21 protein-coding genes and 3 riboswitches are annotated in these 20452 nt (G+C 54.3%); of the genes, 8 read left to right on the forward strand and 13 right to left on the reverse strand.

The genetic code is table 11. The features are described from left to right. The first annotated feature begins 331 nt into the window (after positions 1–331). Positions 332–417: riboswitch (cyclic di-GMP riboswitch) on the forward strand. A 203-nt stretch (positions 418–620) separates the two neighbouring features. The 3 genes from RRY12_09955 to RRY12_09965 all read left to right on the forward strand — a co-directional run bounded on the left by RRY12_09955 (position 621) and on the right by RRY12_09965 (position 3402). Continuing rightward, positions 621–2525 (forward strand): Synerg-CTERM sorting domain-containing protein, encoded by a 1905-nt coding sequence (locus RRY12_09955; GenBank protein ID MEG2184990.1) that lies wholly within the window; start codon positions 621–623, stop codon positions 2523–2525. A gap of 281 nt (positions 2526–2806) precedes the next feature. Continuing rightward, positions 2807–2989, forward strand: coding sequence for a hypothetical protein (locus RRY12_09960; GenBank protein ID MEG2184991.1), 183 nt, complete (start codon positions 2807–2809; stop codon positions 2987–2989). Continuing rightward, entirely contained in the window at positions 2989–3402 is a 414-nt protein-coding gene (locus tag RRY12_09965; protein ID MEG2184992.1) for a type II toxin-antitoxin system PemK/MazF family toxin, read from the forward strand. The genes RRY12_09960 and RRY12_09965 overlap by 1 nt, the downstream gene beginning before the upstream one ends. An 84-nt stretch (positions 3403–3486) precedes the next feature. Here RRY12_09965 and RRY12_09970 read toward each other — a convergent pair whose 3' ends face one another. From RRY12_09970 to thiT, 5 genes are all read right to left on the reverse strand, one after another. Further along, the gene (locus RRY12_09970; GenBank protein MEG2184993.1) at positions 3487–4749 is read right to left on the reverse strand and encodes an argininosuccinate synthase; all 1263 of its coding nucleotides are present in this window, start codon (positions 4747–4749) and stop codon (positions 3487–3489) included. 432 nt (positions 4750–5181) lie between these two features. Then, complete coding sequence (gene surE / locus RRY12_09975; GenBank protein MEG2184994.1) at positions 5182–5988, reverse strand: 5'/3'-nucleotidase SurE; 807 nt, start codon at positions 5986–5988, stop codon at positions 5182–5184. A gap of 11 nt (positions 5989–5999) precedes the next feature. Beyond that, on the reverse strand, positions 6000–6617 hold the full coding sequence (locus RRY12_09980) for a site-2 protease family protein (protein ID MEG2184995.1): 618 nt from the start codon (positions 6615–6617) through the stop codon (positions 6000–6002). 72 nt (positions 6618–6689) lie between these two features. Continuing rightward, the gene (locus RRY12_09985; protein ID MEG2184996.1) at positions 6690–7436 is read right to left on the reverse strand and encodes a thiamine diphosphokinase; all 747 of its coding nucleotides are present in this window, start codon (positions 7434–7436) and stop codon (positions 6690–6692) included. Then, on the reverse strand, positions 7433–7936 hold the full coding sequence (gene thiT / locus RRY12_09990) for an energy-coupled thiamine transporter ThiT (protein ID MEG2184997.1): 504 nt from the start codon (positions 7934–7936) through the stop codon (positions 7433–7435). The genes RRY12_09985 and thiT overlap by 4 nt, the downstream gene beginning before the upstream one ends. A 41-nt stretch (positions 7937–7977) precedes the next feature. Further along, positions 7978–8080: riboswitch (TPP riboswitch) on the reverse strand. A 64-nt stretch (positions 8081–8144) separates the two neighbouring features. Next, positions 8145–8285, forward strand: a riboswitch (TPP riboswitch). Between the two features lie 73 nt (positions 8286–8358). Between thiT and thiD the strand changes: the two genes are divergently transcribed. From thiD to thiW, 4 genes are read left to right on the forward strand one after another with little or no spacing between them, the layout of a single operon-like run. Continuing rightward, complete coding sequence (thiD, locus tag RRY12_09995) at positions 8359–9189, forward strand: bifunctional hydroxymethylpyrimidine kinase/phosphomethylpyrimidine kinase (protein ID MEG2184998.1); 831 nt, start codon at positions 8359–8361, stop codon at positions 9187–9189. After that, positions 9182–9928, forward strand: coding sequence for a hydroxyethylthiazole kinase (locus RRY12_10000; protein ID MEG2184999.1), 747 nt, complete (start codon positions 9182–9184; stop codon positions 9926–9928). The genes thiD and RRY12_10000 overlap by 8 nt, the downstream gene beginning before the upstream one ends. Beyond that, the gene (gene thiE, locus RRY12_10005; protein MEG2185000.1) at positions 9918–10574 is read left to right on the forward strand and encodes a thiamine phosphate synthase; all 657 of its coding nucleotides are present in this window, start codon (positions 9918–9920) and stop codon (positions 10572–10574) included. Before RRY12_10000 ends, thiE begins: the two co-directional genes overlap by 11 nt. A gap of 23 nt (positions 10575–10597) precedes the next feature. After that, positions 10598–11149 (forward strand): energy coupling factor transporter S component ThiW, encoded by a 552-nt coding sequence (gene thiW, locus RRY12_10010; protein MEG2185001.1) that lies wholly within the window; start codon positions 10598–10600, stop codon positions 11147–11149. Between the two features lie 51 nt (positions 11150–11200). Here the strand turns inward: thiW and RRY12_10015 are convergent, their stop codons facing one another. The 4 genes from RRY12_10015 to raiA form a co-directional block, all read right to left on the reverse strand. Beyond that, entirely contained in the window at positions 11201–11794 is a 594-nt protein-coding gene (locus RRY12_10015; protein ID MEG2185002.1) for a dephospho-CoA kinase, read from the reverse strand. After that, complete coding sequence (locus tag RRY12_10020) at positions 11754–13718, reverse strand: UvrD-helicase domain-containing protein (GenBank protein ID MEG2185003.1); 1965 nt, start codon at positions 13716–13718, stop codon at positions 11754–11756. The genes RRY12_10015 and RRY12_10020 overlap by 41 nt, the downstream gene beginning before the upstream one ends. 35 nt (positions 13719–13753) lie before the next feature. After that, a complete protein-coding gene (locus tag RRY12_10025) occupies positions 13754–14518 on the reverse strand; it encodes a C39 family peptidase (GenBank protein MEG2185004.1) in 765 nt (254 codons plus the stop codon). A 142-nt stretch (positions 14519–14660) separates the two neighbouring features. Next, on the reverse strand, positions 14661–15206 hold the full coding sequence (gene raiA / locus RRY12_10030) for a ribosome-associated translation inhibitor RaiA (protein MEG2185005.1): 546 nt from the start codon (positions 15204–15206) through the stop codon (positions 14661–14663). Between the two features lie 206 nt (positions 15207–15412). Here raiA and RRY12_10035 point away from each other — a divergent pair, with 206 nt between their 5' ends. Further along, a complete protein-coding gene (locus RRY12_10035) occupies positions 15413–16579 on the forward strand; it encodes a pyridoxal phosphate-dependent aminotransferase (GenBank protein ID MEG2185006.1) in 1167 nt (388 codons plus the stop codon). Between the two features lie 94 nt (positions 16580–16673). Here RRY12_10035 and radA read toward each other — a convergent pair whose 3' ends face one another. The 4 genes from radA to RRY12_10055 are packed head-to-tail and all read right to left on the reverse strand — an operon-like array spanning position 16674 to position 20438. Continuing rightward, positions 16674–18029 carry a DNA repair protein RadA gene (gene radA, locus RRY12_10040; GenBank protein MEG2185007.1) on the reverse strand — a complete coding sequence of 452 codons (1356 nt, stop codon included), beginning with the start codon at positions 18027–18029 and terminating at the stop codon, positions 16674–16676. A 6-nt stretch (positions 18030–18035) separates the two neighbouring features. After that, positions 18036–18785, reverse strand: a complete 750-nt coding sequence (locus RRY12_10045; GenBank protein ID MEG2185008.1) for a histidinol-phosphatase — start codon at positions 18783–18785, stop codon at positions 18036–18038. Positions 18786–18789: 4 nt separating this feature from the next. After that, a complete protein-coding gene (locus RRY12_10050; protein MEG2185009.1) occupies positions 18790–19125 on the reverse strand; it encodes a serine kinase in 336 nt (111 codons plus the stop codon). After that, positions 19122–20438: a [Fe-Fe] hydrogenase large subunit C-terminal domain-containing protein gene (locus tag RRY12_10055; protein ID MEG2185010.1), complete on the reverse strand. Its 1317-nt coding sequence runs from the start codon at positions 20436–20438 to the stop codon at positions 19122–19124. The genes RRY12_10050 and RRY12_10055 overlap by 4 nt, the downstream gene beginning before the upstream one ends. Positions 20439–20452 lie beyond the last annotated feature (14 nt).

Raw genomic sequence — 20452 nt, forward strand, 5'->3', positions numbered from 1 at the left:
CAGCGGCTGCAACGCTGGAGTTGCGGCGCTTGCGCTCCTTGGCTTCGCACTCGTTCCCGTGCTTTACAGGAAAAAGAGGTAACACATCACCAACCGAATAATAAAATAAAGTAATTTACGCAAAGAGGAGGCCTCTCGTAACACAAGAGACCTCCTCTTTTATATTTTAGATGGCACACGTCCGATAAGACGCGTTATTTTTTAACTACCATATACAAATACAAAGTTTATATTTTTAATTTAATTTTAATTGTTTGACAGAAAAATAAAACAATGCTATCTTGACTGTGAAAATTATAGACAATTTTTGTATTTTAATGGCACTATATAAAAAAGATAAAGGCAAATCCGCCGAAAGACGGCATACGCAAAACTATAGGGTCTTCCCCGTTATCGGGATGGCAGCCAGCTACCTTGGAAAGTTTTACACGCCGCTGGCTGCCGCAAGCTAGCGGTCTTTTTTGTGGAAAACGCAGCTGAGCAGAAATTTAAAAGGGGGGTATCGTAAAATCTATCTACCGCAAAACGGCTGGCTTGATGATTCGTGTTAGAGAACGCAATGGATCGCTGTTGGTTTATGTTTTATGCCATGTCAGGCATAACGAAAGGATTGTGACGAGATGAAGAAAATTATTATTTCAATTTCCGTATTCTTATTGGCACTATGTATGGCTTTACCAGGAATGGCGGTTGAAGTTAGCGTATTAAAAACGTTAGAGGCAGAAATAGCGACCGCTAATGGCGGTACGGTAAAACTGACGAATGATATTGCCGATGTTACCACAGAAAGGCTTCTCATCAGCAAAGACGTTACCCTAGATCTTGCAGGACATACTATTACCTTCACAGAAGACTTGAACAAAAATAATCGTGGCATCGAAGTCACAGACGGAGCTAAGGTAGTAATCACGTCGTCCACTGGCGTCGGAAAAGTAATTTACGGATACGAGCAAGGCATAACTGTAAGAGGCGACTGTAGTTACGGTGACAATAGAAAAGCAATAACGAGCACAGTGACTTTAAAGGGAAATGTGGAAATTAAAGGCTTAAATGAAAACAAAGGTTCTACTGGCGTTACAATCTTTGGTAAAGGTGCCACTCTAAACATATACGACGGTGTAAAAATTTCTGGTCATGATTTTGGAATAGCTGGCAATGGAACAAAAAATCTCAGCACGAATAAAGACAATGGCGGCACAACAATCAATATTTACGGCGGAGAAATTAAGGCCGATGCTTTTGCCATCTATCACCCTCAGGATGGTATATTGAATATGAGTGGAGGAACCATCACCGGCGCAGATGGCATACAATTTAAAGCTGGAGGCGCCGCAATTACAAAGGTTTCCGGCGGTGTAATAAAAGCCACTGGAAATTTTATTGAAGTTGGGCAGTTAGTAGATAACTCTAACGGAGCCGTCGTCACTGGCAGCGCCATTTCACTTATCGGTAACGATAGCTACACAGGAAATATGACATTGAACATCAGCGGAAACGGCGTAAAGATTATAAGTGAAAAGGGCTATGCAGTTCGTCAGGAAATAACTAAAGGAGAATCTTCTCAAATTTCTTCAGTAAAAATATCGGGTGGTAGCTTTAGCGGGGCTAAAGGAGCCTTGTACTTTAAAAATTTTACCGCAGATAAGGATAAATATGCACTCACCGGCGGCTCCTACAGCAGCAACCCCAAGGAATATGTCGGCCCCGGCTACGCGGTTGCTAAGCACGGCGATATGTTTGTCGTGGAAATTCCCGCTCCCGCTCCGACATCGCCGGACCTTCCAGCGGACAAACCAAAGGAAGTACAGCCTGTGACGCCAGTGGTGGCAAGCGTTGACATCACAGCGACCGCCGAGGATAAGGCAAAGACAGTAAGCGACGCCGCGAGTTACGCCGACAAGGGCACAATCACGGCGGCAGACCTCGAAGTAAGCCCGCAGGGCTTTGTCGTACCAAAGGAGGCCGTAGTACAGGCGGCCTTTGCTGATGCCATGCAAAAGAGCAATAAAGAAGGCTCCATCACAGAGGTAAACGTCCTGCCGCTCTTCTTGGCCAAACTCACGACCTCAGGGGACGTTGCTGCGATATCCTATTCCGTCAAAGGAAGCGACCTCAAAGCGGCGAAGGCCGGCGATGTTAGGGTCATAAAGGTACTCACCTCCGGCACAGGAGAGTTCTTCACTTTCCAGAGCGACTCAAGCAAAACGGCTGACAAAAATTTCGCTCTTCAGCTTGAAGGAGACAAGAAATTCCTCGCCGCCGCCGACGCCATTGAGGCGGGCAAGAATTACAAACTGCTCCTCTTTGTAAAGGACAACGGTGATTTTGACCTCCGCAAAGACACCGCCGGCGAAGTGGTGGACCCCGCGGCGATAGCAAAAACAACAGAAAAAGCAGCGCCCACACCAACGCCAACACCAACGCCCACTGGCGGCAGTTCCAGCAGCGGCTGCAACGCAGGACTTGCTGCGCTTGCGCTCCTTGGCGTGGCGCTCGTTCCTTCGCTCTACAGAAAAAAGAGATAGCAAATCGCTTAACGGCAACGCAATAAGCACCCCCAATCAAACACAACAGAGGAGGCCCGATAATAGGGGCTTCTTCTTTTTGTCTGCCTTAAATCAACATTACAACGAGAAATTTTCTCAAATCCATGTTGATTTTTGCACATAAATGGCTTTATAATCACATCAGCCACTGCAAAGGATCTCTTAGTTTAACGAAAATAATACGGATTACGCGGTTGCATTCTCCGTTCCTTTGCAATAAATTTTTGATGGAGCGGTAACTAAATAAGGAGGGATGTATCATGAATGACATTCTGACAAAAACTAAATTGCAGGAATTACATAGAAGAGCAGTTGCCAGAAGACTTTCTGAGACTGCTCTGCGCCGCGCAAAAGACGCGTCCCTTGAAAATGACAATTTCTCATCTCTCTCCTGTTATGTGTACTCCGAAATAACATCTGACAGCAACTCCGTGAATAAATAATGGAGCTAAAAAGAGGTGGGATTTATTATATAACATTTCCATATACACTTGACCCAAAGTATCCCCACGGCAAAAGTAAATTTGTATTGGTGCTTCAGGAGGGCGAATATTTCAGTAAATTCAATACGGTAGAAATCTTACTGATAACCTCTGACAAACTTTACAAGCCGCGTGATAGGTATGTTACCGACGTTGTCGTTGAGCCTGGCTCGACAAGGCTAAAGGAAAAATCTTGGATTCTTTGTGCACAACCATACCCTATTGAAAAAAAACTGTTCGATGCAGAAGGGGTTTGGTGTGCAGGAGAACTTGATGCGGCAAAGATGGACGAAGTGGATGAAGCTATCTACATCGGCCTTTGCATGGGACTACAGCATGAACTTGCCGTAGAACCAGGAGAAAATTTGGCTTAAGTCACACAAAATTGCGCCAGGATGATTCCGCGCTTTGAGGAGGCCCGCGTATTTTCGGGGCCTCCTCTGTTTATTGCGGTTTTGTTATTTCGTTGCGTCTTTTCCCTTTTGCATCATCAGTGTGTCTATGGGGTTTACGTTCTTTTCTTTGTGGGTCTGGCGCCAGGTCTTTATTGGCATTCCCCATATCTTTATGAAGCCGACTGAGGCGGACTGGTCGAAGATGTCGCCCGCGGAGTAGGTTGCAAGGGCCTTGCTGTAGACGGAGGAGTCAGATTTCATTCCGTTGACGATGCAGTTGCCTTTGTAGAAGACCATGCGTACAGTGCCGTTTACGGCCTTCTGCGTCGATTCCATGAATGCCTGCACCGCCTCCATGAGCGGCGAGAACCAGTAGCCTTCGTAGGTCATTTCGGCGAATTTCACCTCAAGCTCGCGCTTTGTGCGCAGAGTGTCCTTTGAGAGCGTGATGCTTTCAAGCTTTTTATGAGCGGAAAGCAGCGCGAGCGCGCCGGGGCATTCGTATACTTCGCGGCTTTTGAAGCCGACGAGGCGGTCTTCTACCATGTCGATGCGTCCGTAACCAGCTTTGCCGGCAGTTTTGTTCATGAAGTCTATCAGTTCGATGGAGCCCATTTTTTTGCCGTCGATGGCGACCGGCACGCCGCCTTCAAATGTGATTTCGACGGTCACCTCTTCGTCGGGCGCCTCTTTCGGGTCGGCGGTCAGTTTGTAGGCGTCTTTCGGAGGCTCGTTCCACGGGTCTTCGAGGATGCCGCACTCTATTGAGCGGCCCCAGAGGTTGTCGTCGATGCTGTAGGGGTTCTTGCGCGTTGTGGGGACGGGGACGTTGTGTTCCGCCGCGTAGTCCATCTCTTCTTCGCGGGTGAAGCCCCAGTCGCGGACGGGAGCGAGAACTTCTATTTCGGGGTTCAGCGCGTTGCAGCATACTTCGATACGCACCTGGTCCTGTCCTTTGCCTGTGCAGCCGTGAGCTACGGCTATTGCGTTTTCTTTCTCGGCGCACCAGATGAGCGCCTGCGCTATCATGGGGCGCGAGAGCGCGGAGTTGAGCGGGTAGATTCCCTGATAGACCGCGTTTGATTTGAGCGCGGGCCAGACGAATGTGTCGATGAAGGCCTCGCGGAGGTCTACGACGTAGGCTTTGGCCGCGCCCGCGGCGTATGCTTTTGCCTTTATCTCTTCAAGGTTGTCCGCCTGCTGTCCTACGTGCATTGTGAGCGTGATGACTTCGTATCCCTGATCGTGGAGCCACGGAATGGCCACCGATGTGTCTAGTCCGCCGCTGTATGCCAATACCACTTTGCCTTTTTTCTCTGCCGTCATTTGAAATTCCTCCGTTATTTTTCTTTTTTTATTTTTTAATAGTCAAAAAAAGCTCGTCCCTCTTTCCGGTTCTCCGGAAAAAGGGACGAGCAAATTTACCCGCGGTACCACCCTCGTTGGCTTAAAAGCCCACTTGTTTGTAATGCTCCTGGGTGCGAGATTGCGATCCTGTTTGCGAAAGACGCTTTCAGCCGACGGCGTCTTATCTCTGTCGCAGAGTAATCGAATCTATATCCCCGTCATCGCATTTAAGTATATGCGTGAAGAGATCGATTCGTCGTATGCGTCTTACTCGTTCGACAGTGTTCAGGTCCACAATGCCGCCTCCTTTCGTGGTGGTCTCAAATATTGTGTGGTATTTTATACTGCGCGCCGATTATTGTCAACTAGGTGCGTGACAAAAACAAAACTAAACCTTTAAACGTTATAAGTTTATTTTTTGCTGCTGACGGCGTTGAATACGTTTTCTTCAAACGAGGTCTTTTTTGCAAAATCAAGCGCCTCGAATGAGGTGAGCTGAAGATGCACCGGCGTTATGGAGATGTAGTTGTGCGCGACGGCCCAGACGTCCGTTCCTTCGTCCATGTCGTCACGTATGCTTCCGCCGACCCAGTAGGCTTTGCCTCCAGACGGCGTCTCTACCGTCGTGATTTTATCGTGGTAGTAGCGTTTGCCTTTGCTTGTCAGCCTTACGCCGTTTAGTTGCGCGACCGGGATGTTTGGGACGTTGACGTTGTAGAATACGTCTTTTTGCATCGGGTTGACGGCAAGTTCCCTCACTATTTTGAGGGCGGCCTCCGCCGCCGCGGCGTAATGTTTTTCAGGCGAACGTGTGCCGCAGACGAGGGAGACTGCGATGGACGGATAGCCGTAGACAAGCCCCTCCATCGCGGCGCAGGCGGTACCGGAGTATGTTATGTCGTCGGCCAGGTTCGGGCCTCTGTTTATGCCGGAGAGGATGATGTCCGGCTCTATTTTGAGCACGTCAAGCGCCATTATGACGCAGTCGGTGGGGGTGCCGTCGCACGAGTAGGCGCAAAAACCGCCCGCGATATGGCCTTTGCTCACCTCTTTTATCATGAGGGGCCGGTCCATCGTCATTGAATGGCCGGAGGCGCTGCGCTCTCTGTCGGGCGCGACCGCCGTTACGTCGTAGCCTTCGTCGTAAAATTTCCTTGCAAGCGTTTGGATGCCGTCGGCGTAGATGCCGTCATCGTTTGTTATGAGTATTTTTTTCATTGTGTACCTCGCTATATCATCACTATTCTAAAAAGTACGGACATTATCGGCTGCATCAGATACGGAAGGACATCTGTGACGAGGAGCGCTACTATCACTATCATTCCGTAGCGTTCGAGCCAGTAGTAATATTTCATCCACTGATACGGGAGCAGGACGTAAAGTATCCTTGAACCGTCAAGCGGAGGTATCGGCAGAAGGTTGAAGGCCGCAAGCCCCAAGTTGATGTATATCATGAGCAGGATGAACTGCTGAGCGCCCCAGCTGCTGAAGAGGGCGGGAAGAAATCGCACGAGCTGCGCGCAGACGAAGGCAGTGAGCAGGTTGCCGGTGACGCCGGCCAAACTTACGATTATTATGTCGCGCTTTGGGTGCTTGAAGTAGCGCGTATCTATCGGCACGGGCTTCGCCCAGCCGAAGCGAAAAAGAAGCAGGCAGAGCGCGCCCATCGGGTCAAGGTGGTGCATTGGGTTCAGCGAAAGACGCCCCTCGCGTTCGGCGGTGTCGTCGCCCAACAGCTTCGCGGCTAGTCCGTGGCAGTATTCGTGAAAGGTGATGGCCCACAGCACGGCCGGAAGGGAAAGAAGCAGCTCCGCAATGCCGGCCGCTGTAAATAGATTTCTAAACATTGAAACGATCACATCCTTGGTCAATCTCTGTCAATTCATTATCCAAGGTATTGTAACATGAAAAGGCCGCTTTTAAAGCGGCGCGCCGCCGTGATCGGCTTCATTAAATATCCAATAAAGCCCAAGCGTGCCTTCGCCGCATGAAAGTTTAGCGGTGCGGCCGCCCTCTAAGCGGTTGCTTATGGAATAGGGCCGCGAATATTGAAGTTCGGCGCATTCGAGCGGCCACCTCACTCCGGTGAAGGTAACTCGCGCGCACCGCGGCGAAAACGGAATAACCGAAAGCGCTTTGGGCGCAGTCTCGAATGTCACGGAGGCGTGCTCTTCGCTTTGTAAAAAAAGCATTGCCTCACGGTCGTCCGCTATGCAAAAAGGAACGCAGCCGACAGGCGAGTTCAAAAAAGAGAGTACGACGCTCCATAAATGGTCGAATCTGCCTCCAAAGGCTCCAGTCAGGATTATATTTTTCTTTTGATTTTTGTGTTCCCTGGCACAAATCTCAAGCGCAAGCTGAAAATCCGTCAAATCTTTTTCGCTGTCAAAGCGGTGCACCGGCACATTTTTTTCTTCCGCCCAGCGCCAGCTTTCGCGGCTTGCGCTGTCTCCGTCGCCTATGAGCATGTCGGGGACGAGGCCCGCGGCGCGGCATACCTCTATCCCCTTGTCGACGGCCCACACCTTAGAAAAACAGGAAAGCGACGAAAGCCACGCAGCAGACGGCGCTCTGCCGCCAAGCACCATCAGCAGGCAGTCCGCGCCCTCCGCGTTTGTTTCGACGACGGCTCCGGGAAACGCCGCGCAAAACACGGGCGCGCTCATCGTCCGAATTTCTCGAGCTTCGGCGTTATCAGGTATACGAGCGCCAGCAGTATCGCAGTCTCTGGAATGCAACTGCTTGCGTTGTATACGGCGGAATAGAGCCACACGTTCGTGCCGGCTGGAGCGTAGGCTGCAAAAAATACGACGCCTGAAAGCACAGCCGCCGCGAAATTCGCAAAGCAGGCCGCGATGACGCCAAGCCATTTCCGGTGCGGAAAAAAGCCCGCGACGCCCACGAGAGCGTAGGCTACAGGGTAGTCCAGCAGCGCCTGCGCGGGATGCACGACGTAGCCGCCGAGCATGAGCCTAAGCAGCCCTGTTACGGCGCCGGCCAGCATGCCGTATCTGCCTCCGTTTCTAAAGGCAAAGATAAGAAGCGGCAAAAGCCCTAGGCTTACGGAGCCTCCCTGCGGCATCGTAAAGAGCTTAAAGTATGAGAGCACTATCGAAAAAGCGATGGAGAGAGCTCCCTCAACTAGCACGCGAAGCGGTATCTTCATAGGTATTCCCCCTGTCTTTTCATCGGTGAAAGGGGCGGTAAATGGAAATTCCTTCATCTCCCTGCGGCGGCATTACCCGTATCAGGTTCAAAGGGTCATGACTTTCGTCAATTTCTCAGCCTTTCGACTCCCCCGATGTGTCACCTGTTTTATCAAGCGGCGGCTCATTTGTCAAGTTGACAAAAAGGCGCGAAAGGCAAATAATACACTCGGACTCCGGGGGAGCTTTGAAGCTGAGAGGAAGTACCTGGGCTCTGATTATGGTGCATATAATCAGCGGCTCTACTACTTCGACCCCACACACCTGATCCGGCCAATACCGGCGTAGGGAGCGAGGAATATTTTTTAAAAATTATCCCCGCTCTGAAAAGGGCGGGGCATTTTTTTATCTTGACGATATTTACATGAAGAGGGGATTTTTTGTGAGACATGGAATATACAGGGGCATAACTATGACGGTCGCGGGCAGCGATTCTGGGGGAGGAGCCGGAATACAGGCGGACCTCAAGACGTTTGCTGCGCTCAAGGTGTTTGGAACGAGCGCTATAACCGCGGTTACGATACAAAATTCACTGGGCGTCACAGGATTTCACTGCGTGCCGCCGGAGGTCATCACCGCGCAGATACTGGCCGTGGGCAAAGATTTTCCTGTGGACGCGGTGAAGACTGGAATGCTCGGAAGCCGCGCGGCGGTCGCGGCGGCGGCTGAGGCTTTTAGCGAGCTTGGCGTGACAAAGCTTGTAGTAGACCCGGTGATGGTTGCGCAAAGCGGCGACTCGCTGCTGGCGGATGAGGCGGTGGAGGCCGTGAGGAATATTATCGTACCTATGGCGCTCATCGTAACGCCGAATCTGCCCGAGGCCGAAAAACTGACCGGCATGAAAATATCGGACGTCGAGGATATGACGGCTGCGGCGCATGAGATAGCAAAGCTCGGCTGCCGCGCTGTGCTTGTGAAGGGCGGACATCTTTCGGGCGAACCCGACATCATTACGGATGTGCTGCTTGCCGACGGGCAGCTGACGCTGTTGCAGGACAGGCGCATCGAGACTGCGGCAAACCACGGCACGGGCTGTACGCTGAGCTCGGCTATCGCGGCGGAGCTTGCGGCGGGCTGCGGCCTTTTTGAGGCTGTGACGCGCGCCAGAAAATACCTGCGCGCGGGACTTTCCCACGGCGTAACAGCCGGGCACGGAGCGGGATGTCTGGGACACGCTGTCGTCATGCCGTGGATAGAGAGCACAAATGGCTAAGCCGCTCATTTATCAGATAACGAACACCGTCTCGGCGCAGATGCAGGCCGACTGCACGGCGCTGCTTGGCGGCCTTTCGATAATGTCGCGAAATGTCCGTGAGGCAAAGCAGATAGCGGAGGCAAGCGACGCCCTGCTGATAAACATCGGAACGCCGCCTGAAAACGCGCTTGAACTCTATTGCGAGGCGGCCTCTGGCGCCTCATCGAAGGGGCGTCCGATGGCGCTTGACCTTGTAGGCTTTGGCTTTTCAGATTTTCGGACACACGCGGCTAAGGAACTTCTTTCAAAATTTAAGTTTTCCGTGGTCAAGGGCAACCACGCGGAGATAGCTGCGCTCTGCGGAAGGGCCGCCGCGCCGCGCGGCGTATCGTGCGACGGCGCGGAAAAAGAAATGGCCGCAGTGACGAAAGAATGCGCGGCGCATCTAGGCTGCGTCGTCTTTGCCACAGGCGCGCAGGATTTCGTGTCGGACGGCGAGCGTGATTTCATAATTGGCGGCGGCTCCGCGCTTATGAACAGAACAAGCGGCTTCGGCTGCGCGCTGGGGAGCGCCGCTGCGTTGTTTTGCGCAAACCAGCGGCCGCTTGACGCGTCGCGCCGCGCGCTGCGGCTTTTCAGAGGCGCGGCGCACAAGGCCGAAAGAACTGCAAAGGGCGCGTACAGTTTTAGGATAAATTTTATGGACATGCTGGCGGAGTTGTCGGATGCGAAGGAGCGTACCAAAAATGGGCGTTGACCGTAAAAAACTTGCCGAAAGGCTGAAACTTTATCTTATCTGCGGCGAGGGCAAAAGTCCCGCGGAAAACCTGCGGATAGTTGAGGCGGCGCTTGCAGGCGGCGTCACCGCCGTGCAGCTTCGCGTCAAAAGCTGGAGCGGGCGCGACTGCTACCATACCGCGCTTGCAATGAAAGAGCTGTGCCGCGCGGCGGGCGCGCTTTTTATCATAAACGACAGGCTTGACGCGGCGCTTGCCGCTGGCGCGGACGGCGTCCACTTAGGACAGAGCGACCTTCCGATAGACGCAGCCAGACGCGTGGCGGCAGAGGGCTTCATCATCGGCGGCACCGCGCGGACGCCGGAGCTTGCGCGCGAGGCAAAAAGACTTGGCGCGGATTACATCGGCTGCGGCGCGGCCTTTGCCACCGGCACGAAAAACGACGCCGTGGTGATAGGGCCGGAGGGCATAGCGCAAACGCTTGCTTGCGCAGACATTCCCTCCGTGGCCATTGGCGGCATAGAGATATCCAATATCGCGGGGCTTGCGGGCTGCGGCTGTTCGGGCATATCGCTTTCAGGGGCGATAATGAACTCAGACGACCCGGCAGCGGTCGCGCGGGCGCTTATAAAAGAAATCGACGGGAGCTTGCGCGCCCGGTCATAATTTATATCCAGGAGGTCATTAAGATGCAGAACGACGCGAAACAAAATGATATGAAAAATGATGTGAAAAGGATTTTATTTAAAAAGGCGGTGCTTGCCGGCATTCTTGCCGCGGCGGGCGTGGTGCTTTCAGTCGTATCCATTCCCATAGGGCCTACGAAGTGCTTCCCTTTCCAGCACACCATCAACGTAGTGGCGGGGATACTTCTTGGCCCGTGGTGGGCGGCGGGGGCCGCGTTTACGACGAGCGTCATCAGAAACATGATGGGGACGGGAAGTCTTTTCGCCTTTCCCGGCAGCATCTTTGGAGCGCTCTTTGTTGGATTTGCCGCAAAAGCGCTTCCTTCAAAGTATAAGGCTTTCGCCGCGTGCGCAGAGCCGGCCGGCACCGGCATAGTGGGCGCGTGGGTCGCGGCGCAGCTGCTTGGCCCCGCCATCGGCAAAAACGTCGGTTTTATCTTCCTCTCCGGCTCTTTTCTCATGAGCTGCGTGCCAGGAGCCGCGATAGGCGCGCTTTTGGTCTGCTGTCTGCAAAAGCGCATGGCTATATCGCGCACCTTTGGAGCTATGATCTAAGCCGCAGCGCGGTCGGCCGTGCCGCTTGTTCTGCCGTATGCGGCCGTCCGCTTATCCGCGCTTTGCCTTTACCGTTTCCAGTTCGCGCCAGACTTCGGCCGCCAGAGCACGCCATTCTTCCTCTGTGCCGGAGTTTGTGACGATTTTGTCGGCGCGCTTCATTTTTTCTTCCCGCGGCAGCAGTTTTGATTCGCGGCGTTTTATCTCTTCTGCGTTCCAGCTGCGCTTTGCGTTGCGTTCCGCGCGGCGTGCAAGCGGGGCCGCCGCGTATATAACGTAGTCCAGCCATTCGTCGTCGCCGCATTCGTAAAGGAGCGGTATCTCGACTACGACGACGCCTCCCGATGCCAGCGCCTCCGCTTTTATCTGCGCGTTTGTGCGTTTGTGAAGCAGTTCCGCGGCAAATTTATATTCTTCTTCGTCTGTGAATATTTTCTGCGCTATTTTTGAATAGAGCTCGCGCCTGGGCGCGTCAAAAAAGCCTTCGCCCCAGCGTTTTTCGGCTTCGCACCGCACATCTGGCGCGTCCCACAGCGCGCGCGCGGCGCTGTCCGCGTCGATGATGTGCGCGCCCAGCACCCGCCACACGGAGCAGAGCGTGCTCTTACCAGCGCCAACGTCGCCCGTTAGCCCTATTATCGGCACGGTAACCGCCTCCCTGCGTTTCGTCCGTATATTCTATTACGTCCTTTGGGATCTCGCCGATGAAGCGCGACATCGGGTTGCGCTGGATGCCGCCAAAGAGCAGACGGCTTGACGCGCAGCTTATGTAAAGCTGCTCCCGCGCTCGCGTCATGCCCACGTAGCAGAGGCGGCGCTCCTCCGAAATATCGCCCTCCCCCGCCACGGCGCGCGCGCCGGGAAAAATCCCCTCTTCAAGTCCAACGAGAAATACTATCGGAAATTCCAGCCCTTTCGCCGCGTGCAGCGTCAGCATGTTTACGGCGTCTTCCTGCTCCTGTGCAGAATCCTGATCCGTGATGAGCGGTATCTCCGTCAGCGCCTGTTCGACGTCGCTTTCAGGCGGCACTATGGAGAGCAGTTCCAGCACGTTTTCAAGGCGTTCCTCCCAGTCGTCGGGATATTCTTCGCGCAGATAGGCGTCGTAGCCGTTGACCTCCGTGATGGTGCGCACCGCGTCGCCTATGTTTTCTTTATTTTCGAGGATGGCTATCATGTCCGCCGCAAGCGCTTTCACGCCGTTTGCCTGCTTGCCTTTGAGCCCTGCGCCGTTTTCGTGCAGCTCGCGCCATATATCTTGGGCCTCTGCCGCCTCCATGGAATTTATTTTTTCGCCTACGAGCTCAAGGCTCTTTTTGCCAAGGCCGCGCACAGGAATGTTTCCGACTCTGCCAAGCGATAGCATGTCGCGCGGGTTTACGGAAAGACGCAGCATGGAGAGGGCGTCTTTTACCTCAGCGCGTTCGTAGAAGGCGACGCCGCGTATGACCCTGTAAGGTATCGCGCGTTCCAGCAAAGCCTGCTCTATGCCGCGGCTTAGGACGTTCATGCGGTACAATATCGCCATCTCTTTGTATCGGTAGCCGTCGTCATGCAGCGCCTCTATTTTTTTCGCTATCCATTCCGCCTCCTGAGAGTCCATGGAAACGCGGCGCACCTTTATAGCGCTTCCCATATCTGACGCCGTCCAAAGGTCTTTAGGGTGGCGGTCGTCGTTGTTTTTGATGACGCCGTTTGCGCCGGCCAGAATGTTGCCAGTCGAACGATAGTTCTGGTCCAGTATAGTCATCTTCGCGCCTTTGAAGTCGCGTTCAAAGTTCAATATCATGCTCATCTCCGCGCCGCGCCAGCCGTATATCGACTGGTCGGGGTCGCCTACTACCATTATTTTGCGCCCAGCGTCTACAAGTATGCGCAAAAGCAGATACTGCGGATGGTTGACGTCCTGATACTCGTCTACCAGTATCCAGTCGTATCTCCCGCGCTCGTGTTCCAGCACCTCTTTGTCCGTTGCAAGTATGCGCAGCGGCAGCACCATGAGGTCGTCAAAGTCAAGCGCGCCCTGCGCTTTGAGCGAACGCGAGTAGGCGTCGTAAAGGGAGCGCCAGCGCTCGTCTATCTTAGGCGCGCCAGTCACTGGGTTTGATTTTGTTTTTGCTTCGGATATAAGTTCAAGCGCGGAAGAGACGTCAAGCCGCTTCGGGTCGATGTTGAGTTCCGCCATCGCGCGTTTTACTACGGATTTTGTGTCGTTTCTATCAAAGATTACGAAGGGGTACGGATGGCCCGCGCGCCGCATCGCCTCTTGATACCTGTGCAGGAAGCGGAGGCCGTAGGCGTGGAAGGTGGCCAGTTCCAGCCCCTGAAGGTTGCCGTCCATCATAGCCTCGGCGCGTCCGCGCATTTCGCGCGCCGCCTTGTTTGTAAAGGTGAGCGCGAGTATGCGCCACGGACGGACTCCCTGCTCCTGTATCAGATAGGCTATCTTTGTGGTCAACACCTTCGTTTTGCCGCTGCCCGCGCCGGCCAGCACCACCTGCGGCCCGGCGCAGTAGGCGACGGCTTCGCGCTGGCGCGGGTTCAGAGAATCAGTCAGTTCACATGCCATATATACACGTCCTTAAAGTTTATCGCGCGCCGCGGTTACGGCCGCGCCGTTATCCACTGCTGGATGCGCTCGGCCTTTGGAAGATATTCTATATCCTTCCACGTATAGAAGAAGCCGCTTGCGTTCTCTACGGTATAGCCGTCCTGATTGTGGTCCAGCACGTCGTACGGGTCCATAAAGATAAGCACGTCGTCCTCGACATTTGCGGTCTTCATCGTGTCATAGCCGATGATGACGCGCCAGTGGCCGCCCCAGTACATGTTTTCGACAAAGACGGGCGTGCCCTCTTTGAGGTTTTTAACGACGAACTCCATAAAGGCCTTGGGGTCGTCAAAATCTCCGGCTTTGCCCTTCGGACGGTCAAGGCTCGACCGCACCTTCCAGCCTATCTCCTTAAAAAACTTTACCATGCCGCTGGTGGAGGTGCCCATCTCGCCGTTTGGCTTCGGCTTGTTTAGAGTGCCCATCAGGATGGCAAGCATCTGTTCGTCATATTTTTTATTTCCGAAGTAGTCAAGGACGGTGAGCGCGGCGGCGGGGCCGCAGGTAGTCTCCGTCGTCTGCTGGTAGGTCGGGAAGTTAGATACGAAAGTTAGGCCGTCTGCGCTTTTCATCTCGTAAAAATCAGGCGCGGTGAAATACGGAGAGGCTTTAACATTTCCTGCGCCGTTGTAGGACGATGCGCCGGAGCTTTTTGTATCGAAATACGGCGGGTACGGCACGGTCCGCGCAGCCGCCGCCGGCATGGAAATGGCGAGTGTAATGAGCAGCGCCACCGCAAGATGCTTGATTTTTATCATTTTATTTTCCTCCTCAAGGTTCTGTCAGCTTGTAAATACAGGCTTCATTATAACTAAAAAGCTCTATAAAAAAAGCCCCCCGAAAGGGGGCTTTTTTTTCATGACTGCCGTTTATGGATGTTGGCGCCTCGTATGACGCCTCTTATTTTGGTTCAAGAAGTCCGTAGCCGCCCGCTTCTCTGCGGTAGACCGCGTTTATTGCGCCCGTTTCGTCGTTTTTGAAAAGGAAGAACGAATGGCCCAGAAGATCCATCTGCATGGTCGCCTCTATCGGAGTCATCACGTCGACGGCAAACCTCTTCGTCTTCACTATCTCGCGGACCGGCTCTTCCGCCTCCACCGGCTGCGCCGGCGCAAGCTCAGGCGCCAGATCGAACGAAAAATCCTGCACCTTCATGCGTCCCTTGTCGGTAAGATAGCTCTTGTGCTTTTTTACCTGGCGTTCAATGTTTTTCAGCGCCTTGTCAAAGGCTTTGCGAAGGTCTGGGGCGTAATCTTCCCCGCGCATGATCACTCCGTTGACGTTTGCGGTGATCTCAACAACATTCATGCCGCGTTTGTAATTGAGAGCCACCTGGGTGTCAAGGATGCGGTCGAAGAATTTTTCTATCTTGAAAAGCTTCTTCTCCATGTATTCCTTGATGTCTCCCGGGAGTTCGACATTGCGCGTTACAAAACGTACCTCCATAGCAACTCCTCCATTCATATGCTGCTATTTTCTGTTGCTAGTGACATTTTAGCATGATAGTTAAATAGGTACAAATGTGAAAATTATGTAAATATTTACGCCGCTTTGTGCATGGGAAAAAGATAGTGTGAAAATTAGTGGCAATAATCGGCGCTTGATATTATAATAGCGCGTATCTTGTCATTTAGAGATTGGAGGCATTAAATGTGAAGTTTTCTAAAAGGATCATGAACATACAGCCGTCGGCCACACTCAGCATCTCCGGCAAGGCGAAGACGATGAAGGACGAGGGCAAACCCGTTATCTCCTTCAGCACAGGCGAACCTGATTTCAAATCACCGGCAGCGGCAAACGACGCCGCCATAGAGGCTATCAAACGCGGAGAATCGCACTACACGCTAAATCCGGGGATCATGGAGCTGCGTCAGGAGGTCTGCAAATATTACAAAGAACGCTTCGGACTGGACTATAAACCCTCCGAGGTGATCATAGGCTCCGGCGCGAAGCCGCTTCTCTATGAGGCTATGCAGGCGCTCGTCGACGAAGGCGACGAGGTGATCATCTTCTCCCCTGCGTGGGTCAGCTACGTTGAACAGCTGCACATGGCAGGCGGCAAGGAGGCGGTCGTCGATACAATAGCGACTGGGCTTGTGCCGACGAAAGAAAATATCGAGGCGGCCGTCACCGACAAGACGGTCGGCATCCTTCTAAATTCTCCGTCCAACCCCACAGGCGCAATTTATTCCGAGGAGACTATGAAGACCATAGCGGACGTCGCGCGCAGCCACGGCCTCTGGATAATTTTCGACGAAATATACGAGCGTCTCGCCTATGAACCGGCGCATCATGTAAACATTCTGAACGTGGCGCCCGATCTCAAAGAGAGCGTGCTCATAATAAACGGCGTCAGCAAGAGCTACGCGATGACGGGTTGGCGCATCGGCTACGCGCTCGGCTCTGAGGCGCTCATTAAAAAGATCAACACATTGCAGACGCACCTCACCTCAAACGCAACCTCCATCGCGCAGTGGGCGGCGCTCGGCGCGCTTCGCGGCGCGGAGAATGATGTGCAGATGATGCTCTCCGCCTTCAAAAAACGCCGTGAGCTGATACTTTCTCTCATTCGCGAAATGCCTTATGTAAAGGTGAAGGAGCCGGAGGGCGCGTTCTACGTTTTTGTCGACGTGCGCGAGACGCCGATAGCGGACGACATGGAGTTCTGCCGCCGGCTGCTTGAAGAAAAATATATAGCGGCCGTCCCCGGTGCGGCATTCCTCGCGCCCGGCTTCGTGCGCTTCTCCTACGCCTGTTCCGAAGAGAACATCAAAGAGGGCATGGCGCGGATGAAGGCCTTTCTTGAAGGGCTGAAATAGCGGCGCGTACTCTTTTCATTTAAAAACCAGACGGGCCTCGCGCGTTATGTTTCATTTCGCGGGAGGCCCGTCTTTTTATTTGAGATGCAGCGCGTTAGTTTTTCAAAAAGAGGTCGATAATATCTTTTACGGAGGAGACTTTCAAAACTTCTACCGGATAACTTTCCTTCGGCGTGCGGCGGCTGATAACGGCTTTTTTGAAGCCAAGGCGCGCAGCCTCGCGCACGCGCATCAGAGTGCGTCCGGCGGGGCGCACCTCTCCGGCAAGCCCCACCTCTCCGATGAAGCATATTTCGGACGGCAGAGCTATGTCCGTTACGGCGGAGGCAAGCGCCGCGCAGATGCCGAGGTCGGCCGACGGGTCTTTGAGCGTCAACCCGCCCGCTACGTTCAGATATAGGTCGCTCGAACGCGAGGGGATGCCGCACCGTCTTTCCAGCACCGCAAGAAGAAGCTGGAGTCGGCTGACGTCGATGCCGCGCGCCGTGCGCTTTGGATATGGAAAGGGCGTAGGGCACGCAAGCGCCTGTATCTCCGCAGCGAGCGCGCGCGAGCCTTCCAGCACGGTGGCGATGGCGACGCCGGAGCTTCCGAGGTCGGTGCCGTTCCAGTAGAGGCGGCTTGGATCGTTTACTGCGGCAAGCCCTTTTTCGGACATTTCAAAGATGCCCAGCTCCTCCGTGCTGCCGAAACGATTTTTTTCGGCGCGCAGCAAGCGGTTTGGACTGTTCTGTTCTCCAGAAAAAAGCAGCACGACGTCGACAAGGTGCTCAAGCAGCTTCGGCCCCGCTATCTGGCCCTGTTTCGTTATGTGCCCGACGAGGACGGTAGGGATGGCGCAGCGTTTGGCGGTCTCAACCGCCATTGCGGCGACGCCCTTTACCTGATTTGGCGAGCCGGCCCAGCCGCTTTCGCTGTCTGCGCGGAAGGCCTGAACGCTGTCAATGACCATGAAGGCGTAATTATGCCTTTCTGCGGCGGCGAGCGACGAGGGAAGGTCGCTCTCGCAGAGCAAGTCAAGCCCCTTCGTCATGAGGCCGAGCCTCCTGCCGCGGAGAGCCAGCTGCCCGGAGGATTCTTCGCCCGAGATGTAGAGCACGGATTTTCCCTGCTTCGCCATCGCGGCGCACACCTGCAAGAGCAGCGTCGATTTGCCGACGCCCGGCTCGCCGCCCAGCAGCGTCACTCCGCCCTGCACCCAGCCTCCGCCGAGCACACGGTCGAGCTCTTCAATGCCGGAGGGCGTGCGCTCCGGCTCCTCCACTTCCAGGCCGGAGATGGGGACGGCGGCTTTGACGGAGGCTACAAGCCCCGTCTTTCTGTCGGCGGCAACGGGGGCCTCTTCTTCCATTGAGCCCCATGCGCCGCATTTTGGACACTTTCCTATGAGCGTGATGCTTTTGTAGCCGCATTCCGAACATTTATAACTTGATATATCTTTTTTAGCCATTATCGTTTAGCCCCAGGGCCATGAGATCCTTCTTCCGTCTTCATTTTTGAGCGCCTTTTTTATTTCATCGAAGGTGGGCGCCTCAAGCATCATCTTTGTGCAGTTGGCGCGGGAGAGCGTCTCAAGAGAATGGGAGTCGGACGACCTTATGAAGGCGCGTCCCGGATAACGCTGCCGCCATTCTTCGGCTTCGTCGTGGCTGAGCCTGCGGGAGAGCTCAAAGGCGTCCGCCGGATAATCGGGCGGCATGGGGCCGAGCGCCGCCGGATACGAAAAGGCTGGACGGTCCACATGCGCCAGTATCGCAAGCGCGCCCACGCTGTGCAGCTTTGCCACGATCTCGTCCACTTCGTAGCCGGCGCCCTGTATGAGCAGCACTTCTTCTTCTTTTATTATTTCGTTGCGCGCGTCCACCACTATCTGATAGCCGAAGTTGTCGACGTTGTTTTTTATCGGCCTGATACGTTTCCAGAGCCATTCTTTATAACAGAGTGCGGTTTCGTAATTTGGGAAGACGGAGAGGATGTGTATGTCTTCAGCGCTCTGCGTCTCTATGCAGGGGATGACGACAGGATTTCCTCCGGCGGCCTCTGATATGCCGGGAAAATTTTCACAGGTATTGTGGTCAGCTATGCCTATGATGTCAAGCCCCGCTTCACGTGCGCCGTCCACAATTTCCGGCGCGCCCATCTCAAGCTCGCCGCACGGCGAAAGCAGCGTGTGTATATGAAGGTCTACCCAAAAGGGCTTCAGCAAGCGTCTAGCCCTTAAGCCCCAGCGCGTGCATCTTCGCACAGACCTCATAAAGGCTCTCGGGAACGGAGAGCACCGTTATGTTTTCTGTATTGCAGCGTTCAAGCAGGTCGTCCGGGGCCTTGCGCCCCGCCGCTATGATTATTATTGGAAGGTCTTTCAGCACCGCCACAGCGGCCACGTTGAGGTGGGCCTGTATCGTCACCCAGGCCGCGCCCTCGCGCGCCACGCCCATTATGAAGCTCAAAAGGTCGCCCGCTATAGCCTCTGTTATCTCTCTTTCGCCGGCGCCGGCGCACTGGACCTCTCCGCCAAGCGCGCTGCAAAGTTCGCTTACTGTCAATTTGATCCACCCCTTCTTTTAAGAGTCTGCGGCTGTGACTCAGAAAGAGTCACTATTTTATTCGCAAGCGAAGATATGCCTTCGCGAAGTTTGAAGATGCAGTCTGTGACGGAGCCGTGTCCGCGCACTATCTCCTCCGCCATCGCCTGGCACGACGGACGTCCGCAGGAGCCGCAGTCGATGTGCGGAAGGCCCGAGTATATTTCTTTCATCTGCTGGAGCTTCACCATGGCGTCCGCCACGTTGTCCGAAAGCGGCAGCCTTGGACGCGGTGAAAATTCTTTCGTCACCATCCAGAAGTCCATCGCGTAAAGTCCTTCGACGCGGCGGAGGTCCTTCGGCGTTATTTCCCAGTTCGTTTTCATGTTGTTCAGCCGCAGGTTCGCAAGAAAACGCGAGTCGGCTGTGCCTATGCCGCCAACGCATCCGGTGTCGCATATACGGCATTCTATAAAGTCTACGGAACGCAGGCGGCCCAGTTCAAGCTCCTGCAAGACGTCAAGCGTGTTTCTCATTCCAGATACGGCAAGCATCGTCAGTTTTTTATCTGAGAAGGCCTGTATGTGCTTCGCTTCTCCGCCGCGCCGCGCCCACTGCACCCAGCGGCCGTTGCGCTCTCGCGGCGTGTGACTCGGCGCCGGCGAGACGTTGCTTGCCATGATGCTGCGCGCCACGCGGCGCACTGTGACGGCCTGCTCTATCGGCGACTGTTCTCTGCCCTGTGGTTCACGCTTCATCGTTATCTTTGAAGAACAGGGCGCAAGCAGCGTGACCGGCGCCGTTGTGTTGGTCCTCATGCGCCACAGGTCGGCCGCAAGTTCAAGCGGCGAGCAGACGTGCACGACGCGCGGCAGAAGTTCCGGGAAACGCGACTGTATGAGCCTCAGCACCGACGGGCAGTACGAGGAGATGAGAGGAAGCTGCGAGGCGGGAGTGCGCGATATCATCTGCGCGCTCGCGTAGGAGCAGAGGTCAAAGGCCTCCTCCAGCTCGTCTATAAGAAGGTTGAAGTCAAGCGATTGCAGCACGTCCACAAGCTGCGCCGGGTCGTTATAATGGCTGAATTGAGAAAAAAAGACGGGGTCGGGGATGAGCGTCACCCTTGAGGATTCTTTGATGCGGTTCCAATCGTCCTCCTCAATGCCGAGCGCCTGCCGGTGGCAGGAGCGCAGACATTCGCCGCAGTCTATGCAGAGCTCGCCCATGATGCTTATTTCACCGTCAACTACACGTATGGCCTCCACAGGACAGACCTTGATACAGTTGACGCAGCCCTGGCAGGCCTCTCTTGAAATCTTAACGCTGTGAAGCATCGTCATTCACCTCG

It is taken from the genome of Cloacibacillus sp. (assembly GCA_036655895.1).
Classification (GTDB): domain Bacteria; phylum Synergistota; class Synergistia; order Synergistales; family Synergistaceae; genus JAVVPF01.